The sequence below is a fragment of the Peribacillus butanolivorans genome, assembly GCF_001273755.1.
Classification (GTDB): Bacteria; Bacillota; Bacilli; order Bacillales; family DSM-1321; genus Peribacillus; species Peribacillus butanolivorans.
Genome location: NZ_LGYA01000001.1, coordinates 1310757 through 1326453, shown reverse-complemented (window position 1 = coordinate 1326453; position 15697 = coordinate 1310757). Strand labels below are relative to the sequence as shown.

The 15697-nt window shown below is 41.2% G+C and carries 19 protein-coding genes; all 19 read right to left on the bottom strand.

All coding sequences use genetic code 11. The annotated features are described in order from the left end of the window. Nucleotides 1–77 precede the first annotated feature (77 nt). Entirely contained in the window at nucleotides 78–425 is a 348-nt protein-coding gene (gene rplS, locus AKG34_RS06340) for a 50S ribosomal protein L19 (RefSeq protein ID WP_053345304.1), read from the bottom strand. Between the two features lie 130 nt (nucleotides 426–555). Further along, nucleotides 556–1290 (bottom strand): tRNA (guanosine(37)-N1)-methyltransferase TrmD, encoded by a 735-nt coding sequence (gene trmD / locus AKG34_RS06335; RefSeq protein ID WP_053345303.1) that lies wholly within the window; start codon nucleotides 1288–1290, stop codon nucleotides 556–558. Beyond that, nucleotides 1290–1808 carry a ribosome maturation factor RimM gene (rimM, locus tag AKG34_RS06330; protein ID WP_053345302.1) on the bottom strand — a complete coding sequence of 173 codons (519 nt, stop codon included), beginning with the start codon at nucleotides 1806–1808 and terminating at the stop codon, nucleotides 1290–1292. The genes trmD and rimM overlap by 1 nt, the downstream gene beginning before the upstream one ends. 10 nt (nucleotides 1809–1818) lie before the next feature. Next, the gene (locus AKG34_RS06325) at nucleotides 1819–2205 is read right to left on the bottom strand and encodes a YlqD family protein (protein WP_053345301.1); all 387 of its coding nucleotides are present in this window, start codon (nucleotides 2203–2205) and stop codon (nucleotides 1819–1821) included. 224 nt (nucleotides 2206–2429) lie between these two features. Beyond that, nucleotides 2430–2660, bottom strand: coding sequence for a KH domain-containing protein (locus AKG34_RS06320; protein WP_053345300.1), 231 nt, complete (start codon nucleotides 2658–2660; stop codon nucleotides 2430–2432). Nucleotides 2661–2673: 13 nt separating this feature from the next. Further along, nucleotides 2674–2946, bottom strand: coding sequence for a 30S ribosomal protein S16 (rpsP, locus tag AKG34_RS06315; RefSeq protein WP_053345299.1), 273 nt, complete (start codon nucleotides 2944–2946; stop codon nucleotides 2674–2676). 153 nt (nucleotides 2947–3099) lie between these two features. Further along, entirely contained in the window at nucleotides 3100–4440 is a 1341-nt protein-coding gene (ffh, locus tag AKG34_RS06310; RefSeq protein ID WP_053345298.1) for a signal recognition particle protein, read from the bottom strand. Nucleotides 4441–4451: 11 nt separating this feature from the next. Further along, nucleotides 4452–4784, bottom strand: a complete 333-nt coding sequence (locus AKG34_RS06305; protein ID WP_053345297.1) for a putative DNA-binding protein — start codon at nucleotides 4782–4784, stop codon at nucleotides 4452–4454. 107 nt (nucleotides 4785–4891) lie between these two features. Further along, nucleotides 4892–5170 carry a hypothetical protein gene (locus AKG34_RS06300; protein WP_053345296.1) on the bottom strand — a complete coding sequence of 93 codons (279 nt, stop codon included), beginning with the start codon at nucleotides 5168–5170 and terminating at the stop codon, nucleotides 4892–4894. Nucleotides 5171–5242: 72 nt separating this feature from the next. Then, nucleotides 5243–5593: a hypothetical protein gene (locus AKG34_RS06295; protein WP_152952246.1), complete on the bottom strand. Its 351-nt coding sequence runs from the start codon at nucleotides 5591–5593 to the stop codon at nucleotides 5243–5245. Nucleotides 5594–5645: 52 nt separating this feature from the next. Then, nucleotides 5646–6317, bottom strand: coding sequence for a hypothetical protein (locus AKG34_RS06290; protein WP_152952245.1), 672 nt, complete (start codon nucleotides 6315–6317; stop codon nucleotides 5646–5648). 93 nt (nucleotides 6318–6410) lie between these two features. After that, nucleotides 6411–7415, bottom strand: a complete 1005-nt coding sequence (ftsY, locus tag AKG34_RS06285; protein ID WP_053345293.1) for a signal recognition particle-docking protein FtsY — start codon at nucleotides 7413–7415, stop codon at nucleotides 6411–6413. 26 nt (nucleotides 7416–7441) lie between these two features. Further along, on the bottom strand, nucleotides 7442–11005 hold the full coding sequence (smc, locus tag AKG34_RS06280; protein WP_053345292.1) for a chromosome segregation protein SMC: 3564 nt from the start codon (nucleotides 11003–11005) through the stop codon (nucleotides 7442–7444). A 24-nt stretch (nucleotides 11006–11029) separates the two neighbouring features. Continuing rightward, nucleotides 11030–11770: a ribonuclease III gene (rnc, locus tag AKG34_RS06275; RefSeq protein ID WP_053348012.1), complete on the bottom strand. Its 741-nt coding sequence runs from the start codon at nucleotides 11768–11770 to the stop codon at nucleotides 11030–11032. A 263-nt stretch (nucleotides 11771–12033) separates the two neighbouring features. Continuing rightward, nucleotides 12034–12267: an acyl carrier protein gene (locus tag AKG34_RS06270; protein ID WP_053345291.1), complete on the bottom strand. Its 234-nt coding sequence runs from the start codon at nucleotides 12265–12267 to the stop codon at nucleotides 12034–12036. Nucleotides 12268–12324: 57 nt separating this feature from the next. Then, nucleotides 12325–13068, bottom strand: coding sequence for a 3-oxoacyl-[acyl-carrier-protein] reductase (gene fabG / locus AKG34_RS06265; protein WP_053345290.1), 744 nt, complete (start codon nucleotides 13066–13068; stop codon nucleotides 12325–12327). 2 nt (nucleotides 13069–13070) lie between these two features. Next, nucleotides 13071–14012 carry an ACP S-malonyltransferase gene (fabD, locus tag AKG34_RS06260; RefSeq protein WP_053345289.1) on the bottom strand — a complete coding sequence of 314 codons (942 nt, stop codon included), beginning with the start codon at nucleotides 14010–14012 and terminating at the stop codon, nucleotides 13071–13073. Between the two features lie 24 nt (nucleotides 14013–14036). Continuing rightward, nucleotides 14037–15026, bottom strand: coding sequence for a phosphate acyltransferase PlsX (gene plsX / locus AKG34_RS06255; protein ID WP_053345288.1), 990 nt, complete (start codon nucleotides 15024–15026; stop codon nucleotides 14037–14039). 24 nt (nucleotides 15027–15050) lie between these two features. Further along, nucleotides 15051–15608 (bottom strand): transcription factor FapR, encoded by a 558-nt coding sequence (gene fapR / locus AKG34_RS06250; RefSeq protein ID WP_053345287.1) that lies wholly within the window; start codon nucleotides 15606–15608, stop codon nucleotides 15051–15053. Between the last annotated feature and the right edge of the window lie 89 nt (nucleotides 15609–15697).

Here is a 15697-nt window from a genome sequence, read left to right as displayed (position 1 = left end):
CTCCTTTTTTGCATAATACTGTTTGGTTACTCACCATATGTGAATCATGGCAAACCCGCATAGAGATATTCGAAGAATTAACGACGAATTTCTTTAATACGTGCTTTTTTACCACGAAGTTCGCGTAGGTAATAAAGTTTCGCACGACGTACTTTACCGTGACGGATAACTTCTAATTGCGCAATTTTTGGTGTGTGAAGAGGGAAAGCACGTTCCACTCCAACGCCGTAAGAAATCTTACGTACTGTGAAAGTTTCACTAACTCCGCCGCCACGACGTTTGATTACAACGCCTTCAAACAACTGGATACGTTCGCGAGTTCCTTCAATAACCTTTACGTGTACACGTACTGTGTCACCAGGTCTGAATGATGGAAGATCTGTGCGAAGTTGTTCTTTTGTGATATCGTTAATAAGATTTTGCATCGATTTCAACTCCTCCTGGACGCTCTTACAAATACTAATTGTTTGCAGCGGAACATCGTTATAAGACTGAGCATTTTGCCCAAGTCACAAGGTATATCCTATCATACTCTAGATGCTGATGCAATAGACATCAGTCTTCTTTTTGAATCTCTGACAATAATTTTTTTTCAACGTCCGAAAGTTCATAGCTTTCGAGCAAATCCGGTCGTCGATTCCACGTCCTGCGTAATGACTCTTTCATCCGCCATTCATCGATTTTTTTATGATTACCGGATATAAGCGTATCAGGAACTTTCATTCCCCTGAAATCTGCAGGTCTAGTATAATGGGGATGCTCTAACAAACCAGAAGAATATGAATCAAGAATCGGGGAGTCTACATTTCCTAACACGCCCGGAAGTAAGCGAACAACGCTGTCTATAATAACCATAGCACCCAATTCACCACCTGTAAGCACAAAGTCACCTATTGATATTTCATCTGTGACAATATGCTCCCGGATGCGCTCATCATACCCTTCATAATGTCCGCAAATGAAAATAAGATGATCTTCTTTCGCAAACTCTTCAGCTTTTCTCTGCGTGTAACGCTCTCCCTGTGGACATAGCAAGACAACTCGTGGCGTTTGCTCAGCGTGCCCTTTAAGGGCTTCTACGGCGTCAAAAATGGGTTGTGCCTTCAATACCATCCCTGCACCGCCACCATACGGATAATCATCTACTGTCGAATGCTTATTGTCTGCATAATCACGAAAATTGGTCACATTGTAGCTGACAGCCTGTTTTTCTGCGGCCTTTTTTAAAATTGACGAGCCAAATACCCCTTCGAACATTTCTGGAAATAGCGAAAGTACATCGATTTTCATCAGTCTAAAAGCCCTTCCATCGGTGTGATGATAACTTTTTTAGCAGATATATCTACTTCTTTCACAATTTGATCAATATATGGAATTAAAATATCCTTACTGCCAGCTTTCTTAATGACCCAAACATCATTGGCGCCCGGCGTTAGAACCTCAATGATCTCCCCTATTTCTACACCTTCATCTGTAAACACCGAACAGCCGATGATTTCATGGAAGTAGAATTCACCTTCATCCAATTTACCTAGCTGAGCTTCCTTAATTTTCAAGACTCCATTCCGGAAAGCCTCGACCTGACCGACGTTGTAGTAGTTTTCAAACGTCAATAAGTTAAAGTTTTTATGGTTGCGATGCGACCTGATAATAAGTGGCAAAGGCTTTTTCTCTGTTTCTCTAAATAAATACAGCGTATTGCCTACTTTGAAACGCTTTTCCGGAAAGTCTGTTGATGAAATAACACGGACTTCACCTAAAAGACCATGTGTGTTGACAATTTTACCTACATTAAACCAATTTTCCATTCTTTCACCTCTAACGAATTTCCGAGACGATTCCATCTTTAATGACAATAGTCTTCGTTGTCATAAGTTCGTCCCAATCTGCCCCAATTTCTACCTCAATGATACTTTGAACTTCCCGTTCCTTCAGTTCGCTTCCAGTAGGAAGGATTTCCAACTGTTCCATTTGAAATTCAAGCAGTTTGATTTTTTCTTGCCTTTGGTTTATTTCTTTTTCAAAATGAGCACGGAGACTAGCGGGCTGAAGGTTCCTAGTTTTTTCAAGTTTTTTCAGTTCAAAACGAAGCTGTTCACTCTCTTTTTGAAGCTGTAGACGTTTTGATTTGTACTTCTCGAGGAGCTGATTCTTGCTGGATTCCGTTAATACTTGGTTAACGATTACATTTTGGAGAATTTTCATTCCAGCACCTCCTATTATCTATGATTTCTTATTTCATTCAAAAAATATGTATGATAGGGTAATCTTTTTGAAAAATGGGGGTCATTCTCTTAAGTATAACGTAAATCGGTAAAAGATGCGTCTTAAAAAGGCGTAAAGTTTAAACTCTGAGTAATATTTGAATATGATTAAAGTCGGAATTCAACTTTCTTGAAGTACAAAAAAAGGAGGGGTATTAGCCCTCCTTATTCGGAAATCTCCAAATAGATTTTCTTCTGCTGTGAGGATCCTGCTGCATATACCACAGTCCGAACCGCCTTAGCAACACGCCCTTGTTTACCGATGACCTTGCCCATGTCTTCTTTATGAACGGAGAGGACATAAACAATTCGGTCGGACTCTTCCTTCGAAGTCACTATGACTTCTTCCGGATAATCCACAAGTGCTGAAACAATTGTTTCAATTAAAGCTTTCATCAACTACCGTCGATTACTTGCTGTTTTTTGCAACATGGAATTTTTCCATGATGCCTTGTGTTGAGAATAAGTTACGAACTGTATCAGATGGTTTAGCTCCATCTTGTAACCATTTAAGAGCAAGCTCTTCGTTGATGTCAACTTTAGCTGGTTGAGTCACCGGGTTATAAGTTCCTACAACTTCAATGTAACGTCCGTCACGTGGTGAACGAGAATCTGCAACTACAATACGATAGAAAGGAGATTTTTTAGCTCCCATACGTTTTAAGCGAATTTTTACTGCCATTTTAAATAAGCACCTCCGAATAGTTTCACACAAGATAGTATAATATCAAATGTCTTGTATGTTTGTAAAGGTTTTTTTCTTAACAGGTAAAAAAAGTGTTGAAATACATGGCTTCAGCCTGTATTTACGCCTCGTTTCGACCTAAAATAAACCTTACATGAACGGGAATTTGAATCCCTTTTTCTTCCCTTTTTGCATGTTTGTAACCTGTTTCATCATCTTTTTCATTTCTTCAAATTGCTTTAGTAAACGGTTCACTTCTTGAATAGATCTGCCGCTTCCTTTGGCAATCCGTTTTTTGCGGGATGCATTCATGGTTTCTGGATGTTCCTTTTCCTGTGTTGTCATTGAACGGATGATAGCTTCAACATGACCGATCTGTTTCTCATCGATTTGAAGGTTATCCATCCCTTTCATCTTGTTCGCACCAGGAATCATTTTCAAAATGTCATCAAGCGGTCCCATATTACGCACCTGACCAAGCTGCTCAAGGAAATCATCAAAGGTAAAAGTAGCGGTACGCATCTTTTTCTCTAATTCTTTCGCTTTTTCTTCATCTACATTGGCCTGTGCTTTTTCGATAAGGGTTAATACATCACCCATACCAAGGATTCTTGAAGCCATCCGTTCTGGATGGAATGCTTCAAGTGCATCCAATTTTTCACCCATACCGACGAATTTAATCGGCGTGTTGGTAACTGAACGAATCGAAAGTGCCGCACCACCACGTGTATCCCCATCAAGTTTCGTTAATACGACCCCAGTCAGGCCAAGCTGCTCATTAAAGCTTTGGGCCACATTGACAGCATCCTGCCCGGTCATCGCATCAACAACGAGGAAGATTTCATCCGGTTTGGTCAATTCTTTGATATCTTTCAGTTCGCCCATCAGGTTTTCATCAACATGAAGACGACCTGCGGTATCAATCAACACATAATCATGATGTTCTTCCTTCGCTTTTTCGATCGCCTGTTTGGCAATTTCAACAGGACTGACCTGATCCCCAAGGGAAAAAACAGGCATGCTTAATTGTTTGCCAAGTGTTTCAAGCTGCTTAATCGCCGCCGGACGGTAAATATCAGCCGCAACGAGCAATGGCGTGCGGTTGTATTTTTTTCTAAGAAGATTGGCAAGCTTTCCGGTGGTTGTCGTTTTACCTGCCCCTTGAAGCCCTACCATCATAATGACAGTCGGTGGTTTCGAGGCAACGGCTATCTTGCTCTGTTCGCCGCCCATCAGCTCCGTCAATTCTTCCTTAACTACTTTAATTACCTGTTGACCGGGGGTTAAGCTTTTTAGCACTTCCTGGCCTACCGAACGTTCACTTACACGCTTTACAAATTCCTTCACGACTTTAAAGTTAACGTCCGCTTCAAGTAGGGCCAATCGAACTTCACGCATCATTTCTTTAACGTCTGCTTCGTTGACCTTCCCTTTTCCGCGGATCTTTTGCATCGTGCTCTGCAGTCGGTCGGCCAATCCTTCAAATGCCATATTGCCGCCTCCTAATCCAACTTCTCAAGCGTTGTGATTGCGTCAAGCAGATTCTCTTTTGAAAAGGTTTCCTTTTCTATGAGTTCCTTCATATTCGCAATCCACTGGTTACGCTCTTGAAATTTTTGAAATAACAATAGCTTTGCTTCGTATTCCTCAAGCATCGCTTCTGTTCTTTTTATATTATCATAGACTGCCTGTCTACTCACTTCGTATTCATCGGCAATCTCCCCAAGAGAGTAATCATCCAGATAGTAGAGGGACATATAGCTCTGCTGCTTCTCTGTTAACAACGATTGGTAAAAGTCATACAAATAGTTAATCCGCGTTGTCTTTTCAAGCATCTTAGCAAGCCTCCCTGCTGTTAAGTGAAAACCCTTTACAAGTTTATATTGTATAGCGTTGCGTATTTGATGTCAAGCTAAACTCCTTACCACTTGTTTGGAAAGCGTTATTTTTTTCGTTTTCTCGCTTCCAGAAGGCGTTTCATCTGGCTCTCTCGTTCTGATTCGGATAATTTCTTTTCAGATTGGTTCTGTTTCCTGCGTTCTGTCACTGGTCTTACAGATTGATTATTAGACTCTGATTTCAGATTTGCCTTCCCAGTTATATGTGTTTTATGTGTCGCATCTTGCACAGTTTTCAGTTTCTTGACTGTTTCAGCCGATTTTAATGATTTACTTCCTGTCTTTTTAGGAATTCCTGAAAATAGGTGTAAAACTCTATGCAAGCCAAAACGCCGTATTGTAATTTCTACAAATAAAAGTAGGAACGCCGTTAAGAGAAGCCAATGGCTAATGCTTTACTTTTGTCTGGATGTGGTCTGTAAATCACGGAATGCCTGAGCCTCCGTTTTCAACTCCTGGCCACCCGAAACAGCCAACAATTCCTTGATAAGCGACTTATTTAGACCTTGCTGCAGGTACTCTTCTGAATAGGGCACAGTGAAACCTGTTTGATACAGGTTCGTACCACCCTCATTGTTTTCCTGTTTTACACTGATATAATACATACCAGACTGCTTCGGAATAATAATTTCATATTGCCCGGGAGCTACGAGTTTTGTATTCGCATCAACTATTTGTCCATTTTCCGAAACCACATTTGCAGATAAAGGCAGGTTGTTTTGTGAGGCTGATTCTAGTATAATCACGGTTTCTTCACCACTATTTTCCTGTGTAAGAGTATATGGCTCACTTTCGAATTTAGGTAGCGTGATTGTGACCAATTTGATTGAGGAAAGAGCCCCACTTACCCCAAGCAGGCCAATCCCCAGACCATTTGCCACTTAGATCCGAAGTGAAGGCCACCGTCGTCCCCATTCCATATTGCCATAGAACGAGGACTGGATCATCTTTTTCACTGACCAACGGCAGGAAAGCACACTGTTTCGTCGTTGTAGCGATGTTTGCATTTATCTTAGGTACTCCATCATTAAACAAGCCATTCCATTCAGGAGTATTCTGTATGGATGGATAAAACGGATTGTCCTCGATATATGGACGGCTTGCCATCACCGTTTCACGTGATAAAATGCTTGGAATTAAGGAGGCATCCGTGACATCGTAAAAACGCCCTGTTCCGAATTCGGCCAAGTCCTCGCCGCTGCCAATGGACACCTTTGAGAGTGTTATGTTCTTTTCCTTCCCGTCTTCCTCCTTTCCCTCCACCGCCATTACCGCCTCGTCCTGATTGTTGGCCCTGTCCGACGCCTTGTTGTCCTCTTGACCCCCTTGTTGGCCTTGTCCGGCCTCTCCCTTATTTTCAATTTGCACTTTCATTGGCATTGCCATTGAACGCTTTATGTATCTATCAAAACCTGGTTCAATCGATATTTTAACCTTCGGGTCAGATGCTTCTGCCTGTGGCGTCAACATATGTATAAATATGCTGAAATGTAATGGAGATGTGCAAAAAAAAATGACAAAAAAATCCGGAAGAGAAAATCCCTTCCGGACTACCATAAAATATTAGGTTTCTTCTTTATCAATGATATCAGCAAAGAGGCCGTATACATATTTCTCAGCATCGAATTCCTGAAGATCGTCCATTTTTTCACCAAGCCCGACAAATTTAACGGGAATAGATAGCTCATTGCGGATTGCCAAGACAATTCCACCTTTCGCTGTGCCATCAAGCTTCGTTAAGACTATTCCAGAAACATTGGTCGCTTCCTTGAACGTCTTGGCTTGAATAAGTGCATTTTGTCCTGTTGTTGCATCAAGAGCAAGTAACACTTCATGTGGTGCACCAGGTATTTCACGTTCAATTACACGTTTCACCTTTTCCAATTCCTTCATTAAATTCACTTTATTTTGCAAACGTCCAGCTGTATCACAAATCAGGATATCCGCCTTACGTGCCTTAGCAGCCTGAATGGCATCGAACATAACCGCGGCAGGATCAGAACCTTCTCCTTGCTTGATTACACTGACACCAACACGTTCTCCCCATACCTCGAGCTGTTCAATTGCTCCGGCACGGAATGTATCACCAGCTGCTAATACAACCGATTTCCCTTCTGCCTTAAACTTATGAGCAAGTTTACCAATTGTCGTTGTTTTACCTACCCCATTCACTCCGACAAACAGTATGACAGTTAAACCATCTTCTTGTATGTTCAGGCTTGATGTCTTTTCCTCATCACCTTGATAGATTTCGACAAGTTTTTCGGAAATAACAGATTGCACTTCTCTCGTATCAGAGATATTGCGGAGTTTCACTTCCATTTTTAATTGATCGATTAATTCCATTACTGTATCGAAGCCTACGTCAGCCTGGATGAGGATTTCCTCAAGTTCTTCAAAAAAGTCTTCATCCACTTTCCGGTAACGGGCAACGAGTTCATTAACCCGTCCAGTAAAGGAATTCCTCGTCTTAGTTAAACCTTGCTTAAATTTTTCGCCAATGGATACTTCTACTTCTTTTTCTTCCTGGGTCGTAAATTTTTCTTTTAGCTTCTTGAAAAAACTCATTGTCCCACTTCCTCTAATTCATGAATTTATACTTCTACAAAGTTCTCTGATTCTTCCATGCGGACGGAAACGAGTTTGGAGACACCTGACTCCTGCATCGTAATGCCATAGAGGACATCTGCCTCCTCCATCGTACCTTTACGATGAGTAATCACGATAAACTGTGTTTCCCTACTGAATTTCTTTAAAAATTGGCTGAAACGTACTACGTTCGCCTCATCAAGAGCTGCCTCGACTTCATCAAGGATACAGAAAGGCACTGGTCGAACTTTTAAAATGGAGAATAAAAGTGCAATCGCGGTCAACGCTCGTTCTCCACCGGATAAGAGACTTAAATTCTGCAATTTTTTCCCCGGCGGCTGAGCAATGATATCTACTCCCGTATTAAGTAAATCATCTTGATTTGTCAGTTTCAACTCAGCCCTACCCCCGCCAAACAACGCTTTAAAGACTTGCTCAAACTCTTCACGAATCGCATAGAAGGTATCCGCAAAGCGGCGTTTCATTTCATCATCCATCTCATCGATAACTTGGAATAATGTATCTTTCGCCTGCTGAAGATCTTCCTTTTGGCTAAGAAGGAACTCATAGCGTTCGGCCACGCGCGCGTATTCCTCAATCGCCCCTAAATTAACCGTCCCTAATTCCTCGATGGCAAGTTTGATGAGCTTCACCTTCTTTTGAGCTTCTTCTACAGGCATCACCAATGGATACTGTTCTTTAGCCCCTTCAAAGGATAGCGTATATTCTTCGCGTAAATGGTCTAGTCGATTTTCTAATTCCACATCAAGTCGGGTTAGTTTAACCTCTTCATCCTTAATCACTTCTACGATACCCTTATAAAGGCGGCTTTCCTCTTTTAAGGATATTTCAAACGCTTCAACCTGCGATTGCATTTCGGCTTTTTCTTGTTTTTTCAGGGAAATTTCTTCAATTGCTCTATTTTTATCAAGCAATTTCTGCTGTGCCATATCCTCAAGTGTCTCTTCTCCACTCGAACTGTCAGTCATTTCATTAGTCAAGAGTCCCAAATCATCCTTATTTTCAGCAAGTCTGCTTGTTTCTTTTGCAAGATCCGATTCAAGGCGCTCCATCTTTTCTTTATGGTTTTGTAGCTGTCCACGTTTAGAGGCCAATGTAACTCTTAACTCATTTGTTTCTTCAGAAAGGCTCTCTTTAGAGGTTTGTTGAGATTGTTTTTGTTTCGTCATATCAGCAATCAATCGGTCAAGCTCTTCAATTTCAGTTTTACATGAATCCAAGAGCTCTTCCAATTCTTCCAGTCTAGCTGTTTTTTGCTGTTGCTCTTCTAAATATGAATTTTTATCCAAATCATAAAGATGCAGACGATCATTCACATTTCTTTCCTGCAGCTCCACTTCACGAAGTTCACCCTTTAGGGATTGTTCCTGTAAACGAAGGGTTTCACCTGCTTTTCTGGTTTGTTCAAGCGTTTGCTCTTGAACACCAACATCCACTTTAAACTGTTTGACCTGCTTTTCAAGCTGATTCGTTTTCGATTCCATGGCGGCAAGTTTTTGGTGCAGTTCTTCCAATTCAGTTTTCCTTGAAAGCAGAGAGGTTGTTTTTTGCTTAAGCGCTCCACCTGTCATTGAACCACCTGGATTGACGACATCCCCTTCAAGCGTTACAAAGCGGAAACGGTGCTGCACCATTTTTGCCAGGTCATTAGCACCCTTTAAATCTGTCGTGATAATGACGGTGCCAAGTAGGTTTGCCGCGATTGCTGCATGTCTTTCATCATATTGGATTAATGATGAACCAGTCCCGACAAAAGCAGCATGGTTTTTCAGCATCGATAATTGGTTCGGTGAAATCTCTCTTCCTTTTATGACTGATAAAGGCAAGAAAGTCGCTCTGCCGTACCGATTTTTCTTCAGGAAGGTGATGGCTTCACGTGCATGCTCTTCGCGCTCTACAACCACATGCTGCATCGCTCCACCCAGTGCCGTTTCAATGGCCGTTTCATATTCCTTTGGAACCTTAATTAATTCTGCAACTGCCCCTTCAATGCCTCGAAGGGTTTCTTTCGCTTTTAAAACTTCTTTAACACCTTGAAAAAAGCCTGCATAATCATCTTCCATTTCTTCAAGCAGCTCTTTGCGTGATTTTGCTTGTTGAAGGAATTGATAGGCCTTATATAGTGTCGTTTCTTGTTTTTGATACGTATCTTTTGCTGCATTTAGTTTATTCTGCTGATTTCGGAAAAAAGAAACATGGTCTTCAAGCTGCTTGGTCACCTTTTCCATCAGCTGTGTATATTCCTTTTTTTTTGCGGTGATATCTGTTCTTTCCTTTAAAAACTTTTCGTTTTCCTGATCAAGCTTGGCATTTTTATGTTCCTGCTGTGTAAGCTGCTGAAGCAGGTATTGCTTTTCATTTTTTGCCGATGCCTGCTTGTTCAACCACTCGATGTAGTCACTCTTTTTCACTTCGATCATGGCTTCGATATCGCTATTGAATAGGCCTAGGCTTTTTTGCTTTTCATGTAAAATTTCTTGTATGCCCTTTACTTCGGAGTTGAGTACATTTAGAATTTCCGTTTCTCTTTCCTTTTGTAAAGACAAACGCTCAACCGCTGCTTCACCTTCTACGATCGCTTTTTGAAGCTGTGACTTATTTTGGGCAGCATTTTTTTTTCGTTCTTTCAATACTTCTTTACGGCCTTCAAGCTTTTCAAGCTCTTCACTTGCATTCAACAGTATTTCCTGAAGTCCATTAATTGATGTCTCAAGTGTGGCTAGATTGCCCCGGACATTTTTGAGATGCTCTTCCCGCTCATGAAGCTGGCCACCCATTTGTTGCTCCATCTCATTATGTTTTTCAAGCTCTTGGGACAAGCTTTCCCATTTTGCATAAAGTTCTTCTATTTCAAAAACGGTTAAAGCTACTTCTATTTGTTCAAGCTCCTCTTTCTTCTCCAAATATTCCTTGGCGAGGGAAGATTGAATTTTTAACGGTTCCACTTGGCCCTCTAATTCATGGAGAATATCATGGACCCGGTTTAAGTTATCCTGTGTTTCCGTTAGCTTCGATTCCGCTTTACGTTTTCTTGTTTTATATTTTAAGACGCCGGCTGCTTCTTCAAAGATAACACGTCTTTCTTCTGCCTTACTGCTTAGGATTTCTTCTACTTTCCCTTGGCTAATGATAGAAAATGCTTCGCGACCAAGACCAGAATCCATAAACAATTCAATGATATCTTTCAGTCGGCAACCTTGATTATTAATGAAAAATTCACTTTCACCCGATCGATACACCCGTCTTGTCACACTGACTTCATGAAAGTCAATCGGCAGGGTATTGGTCTCGTTATCAAGGGTCAGGGAAACCTCTGCAAAATTTAACGCTTTTCTCGTGTCACTTCCTGAAAAGATGATATCTTCCATTTTTGCACCACGCAGCGATTTTGCAGACTGCTCTCCAAGTACCCAGCGGACTGCGTCGGTCACATTACTTTTACCGCTTCCGTTTGGTCCAACCACTGCCGTGACACCAGGTACAAAATCAATCGAAATTTTATCTGCGAAAGATTTAAATCCTACAACGTCCAAGCGTTTGAGGAACATGACCTTTCCTCCTCTACTGTTCAACTATCTTGTTGAGCTTTTTTCTTTTAAAACGATCAATGCGTGCTCGGCAGCATGCTGCTCCGCTTCTTTTTTCGATTTTCCTACTCCAGAACCCAAATCTTCTCCATTCAAAGAGACAGTCGAAACAAATTCACGATTATGGGCCGGCCCTTTTTCATGCAAAATTTTATATTGCAGGACACCGATAGCATCTCTCTGTATGAGCTCTTGAAGCTGGCTCTTATAATCCATCACATGAGAAAAAGCACCCTCGTCTATCTTCGGAAATACAACATTTTTCAAAAACTGCACAACTGGCTCTAATCCTTGATCGAGGTACAAAGCCCCTATATAAGCTTCAAATACATCCGCAAGCATGGCAGGACGTTCTCTTCCGCCTGTCATTTCTTCCCCTTTTCCAAGTAATACATATTCCCCGTAAGAAAGACTATTGGCAAAGGCAACAAGTGATGGCTCACAGACAATGGCTGCCCTTAATTTTGTAAGCTCCCCTTCACTCATCATCGGATATTTTTGATACAAGTATTTAGATATAGTCAGTTCAAGTACAGCGTCTCCTAAGAATTCAAGCCTTTCGTTATCTTCATAAGGCTTACGGCGATGCTCATTCACATAAGATGAATGTGTAAAAGCTTGTTTCAATAAATTTTCATCTTGAAAATAGAAACCTAAACTTTCTTGTAACTGTTTAAATTTATTATCTTTGATTGATGGTTTACGATTATTTCCGTTCCTACGTATCACACAAAACCCTCCACAACGGTTCAAAAAACATATTTTTCCAATATATAAAAAGAAACTTGGCAGGAATTCCTGTCAAGCCTTCCTATGTACCATCATACAGTATAATCCGCTTAATGAAAACTAGCCGGCCGGCTTACAGCTAAGCAGACGGAGGCTCAGTTGGATGTATACTTATTCCCTTAAAATCGGCCGCTGCTTCAGGCTTCTTAATAAGAGAAAGCTCCGTTAAAAAACGGAGCTTTTAGTCAAAGGACATTTCATTACATAGTGCTTTTTATGTAATTCACAGCATCACCTACTGTGGCGATTTTTTCAGCATCATCGTCCGAAATTTCCATATCAAACTCGTCTTCAAATTCCATAACTAGTTCGACTACATCTAGGGAATCGGCACCAAGATCTTCTTTGAAAGAAGCTTCAAGTTTCACTTCTGATTCTTCAACGTTCAAACGATCTACAACGATTTTAGTTACTCTTTCTAATACATCTGCCAATGTGTTCACCTCCCCTCAAAACATTATAAATTAATTTTGAAAAAAATCAAAGAAAATCTACATAACCATGCCGCCATCAACATGAAGTGTTTGTCCAGTCATATATTTGCTTGCATCTGAAGCCAGGAAAGACGTCACTGCAGCTATGTCTTTAGGGTCACCAAAACGTGCCAGTGGAATTTGATCCAGCATCGCTTTTTGGACATCTTCAGGCAATTCCCCTGTCATATCCGTCGAGATAAAGCCTGGAGCAATCGCATTGACCGTAATCCCTCTTGATGCAAGTTCCTTGGCTGTAGTTTTAGTCAAGCCGATCACTCCAGCTTTGGCCGCTACATAATTAGCCTGCCCTGCATTTCCGCTAACGCCGACGATTGATGCCATATTGATGATCCTTCCGCTACGTTGCTTCATCATTTGTCTAGTGACTGCTTTTGTGCAAAGGAACACACCTTTTAAATTCGTATTAATGACTGAATCCCATTCTTCTTCTTTCATCCGCATCAGTAGGTTATCACGTGTGATACCAGCATTATTAACTAGAATATCTACTCGGCCAAACTGTTCGACGACCTCTTTGATCATGCTTGTTACCGATTCACTATTTGCAACATCACATTGAATCGCAAATGCTTTACGGCCCAATGCCTTGATTTCACTTACCACTTCATTGGCTTTCGATTCGCTGCCAGCATAATTGATAGCAACATCTGCTCCCTGTCGAGCAAGTTCTAAAGCAACTTCCCTTCCAATACCACGGGACGCTCCAGTTACAAGTGCTTTTTTACCTTCTAAGATCATGCTTATACCCCCTTCAATGCTTCAACTGTTTTAGTTAGAGTATCTAGATCAGAAACTGAGTAAATGTTAACAGAACGATCAATTTTCTTTATTAATCCGCCTAATACTTTTCCAGGGCCTACTTCGATGAACGTATCAACACCTAATTCAAGTAGTTTTTTAACGCAATCTTCCCAAAGTACTGGTGAGTACAGCTGTTCAATTAATTTTTCTTTAATTTCTGCCGGAGCGGTAATAGGGTTTGCCGTTACATTTGAAATCACTGGTATTTCCGCTTGTTGAAAGCTCACTTCATCAAGTACATTCTGTAATTTTTCAGCCGCTGGTTTCATCAATTCTGAATGAAACGGCCCGCTTACTTCAAGTGGAAGTGCCCGCTTTGCTCCATTTTCCTTTGCTTTTGCACTAGCCAGCTTTACGCCTTCTGTAGTCCCTGAAATGACGATTTGTCCCGGACAATTTATATTAGCTAATTGAACAGATTCCCCTGTTGCAGTAATTCCAGCAGTTACCTCAGTAAGTGCTTCACGGTCCATTCCTAGAATCGCAGCCATTGAGCCTTGACCATTCGGTACCGCAGCTTCCATGAATTCGCCACGCTTACGGACAGTATAAACGGCATCTTCAAAAGAAATTGCACCTGACGCTACTAATGCAGTATATTCTCCTAAACTATGTCCTGCCGTAAAATCGGGTTTGATACCTTCTTCTTCTAATGCCCTAACAAAGGCATAACTTGTAGTCAATAATGCGGGTTGCGCATTGTAGGTTACCGTTAATTCTTGTTGTGTTCCATTAAAGATAAGCTCAGAAAGTGGAAAATCAAGTTTTTCATCCGCTGTTCGGAAAATGTGCTGAGCTCGCTCGTTTTCCTGAAATAAGTTCTGACCCATTCCTATTGACTGTGAACCTTGTCCGGGAAAGACAAAAGCAATTTTACCCATCAGTTAATCCCCTACCTCTATAAATTATTGATCTTTTTCTATCGTCTTCGCAATGGTCGGAATGACGTCATGGCTAACCATATCACGTGTCTGGCGGATTGCATTATAGACAGCGTTCGCATCGGAAGATCCATGCGCCTTAATGACAGGTGCCTTCAAACCGAATAATCCGGCACCACCATACTCCGAGTAATCCATTTTATTTTTAATGCCTTTTAGTTCCGGTTTCACTAGTGCTGCAGCAATCTTACTCTTCAGATTGCTCATCAACGCTGTTTTTACCATTTTAAAGACACTCATAGCCGTACCTTCAAGGGTCTTCAATACCATATTGCCAGTGAAGCCGTCCGTTACGACTACATCTGCTGGTCCGTTAAGGAGATCCCTAGCTTCTACATTACCGATAAAGGAAATTTCTGATGATTGCTGCAGCAATGTGAAAGCATGCTTCGTCAGTTCATTTCCTTTTTTTTCTTCAGTCCCGATATTCAAAAGTCCGACGCGGGGCTTTTCAATACCGCGTACTTTTTTTGCATATACAGAACCCATTATGGCAAATTGAAGCAGATGCTCCGGTTTCGCATCGGAATTCGCACCTACATCAAGAAGAACAAAACCTTTTCCATCGATTGTCGGTAAGGTCGGAGCCAATGCAGGACGTTCAATTCCTTCTATTCTACCAACAACAAACAAGCCTGCAGCCATTAATGCACCTGTATTACCGGAAGAAATGCATGCATCTGCCTCTCCGTCAGCCACCTGTTGAGCTGCCAATACCATCGAAGCACTTTTCTTGCGGCGAACTGCACGAACTGGTTCATCGGTACTTAAAATCTTTTCTTCTGTATGTATAACATTTATCCGGTCATGTTCCGTTAAGTATGGACTAATTTCAGCTTTATTGCCTACCAAGGTTATTTCTACATCGGAAAAGGCCTCGACAGCTTTCATTGCCCCTAACACCTGTGCCTTGGGAGCATTATCGCCACCCATTGCATCTATCGTTATTTTCATGTTCTTTCATCCTTTTCTAGAAAGTTAAGAGCGATACATATCGAACTCGCCTTTAAAAACCAGTTCATTTCCCACGTAGCTTCTGACTTCCACCACGGAACGATCTGTAGTGTGGTCCACGTTTTTAACTTTCGCTTTAGCTACCACTCTTTCATTTTCTTTAACAGAACGAGTAAATAAAATGGATGCTTTCGCTGTTAATGCCAGTTCATCATTGATAACCGCGACAGCTAAAGAATTTGCTTGGGCAAAAAGGTGATGTCCCCTTGCAATTCCATTCCGCTTAAAGACATGCTCTTTTTTTATATCTAAAATAGAAATTGCATTTTCATCTAAATTAAGATCAATTACTTCCCCGATGATTTCATCCAAAGGCAAAGCTCTAATTTCGTCACTGAATTTTTTCTCGGCCACGTTTTTAATACGTTCTCGAAGCTCCGGTATCGATAATTCAAGACGGTCGAGCCTAATTGTTTGGACGCTCACCGAATACTTTTCAGCCAGCTCCTCATCCGTTACAAAAGGATTCTGTTTAATCGTATCGATTAATAATTGCTGGCGTTCCTTCTTGTTTCTTCGCATTTGAAGGTCACCATCCGTAGTATTATGACTAGGTACTAATAGTAGTATATATATTTTAAAAACAGATTGCAAGATATTGTAGAAATTCT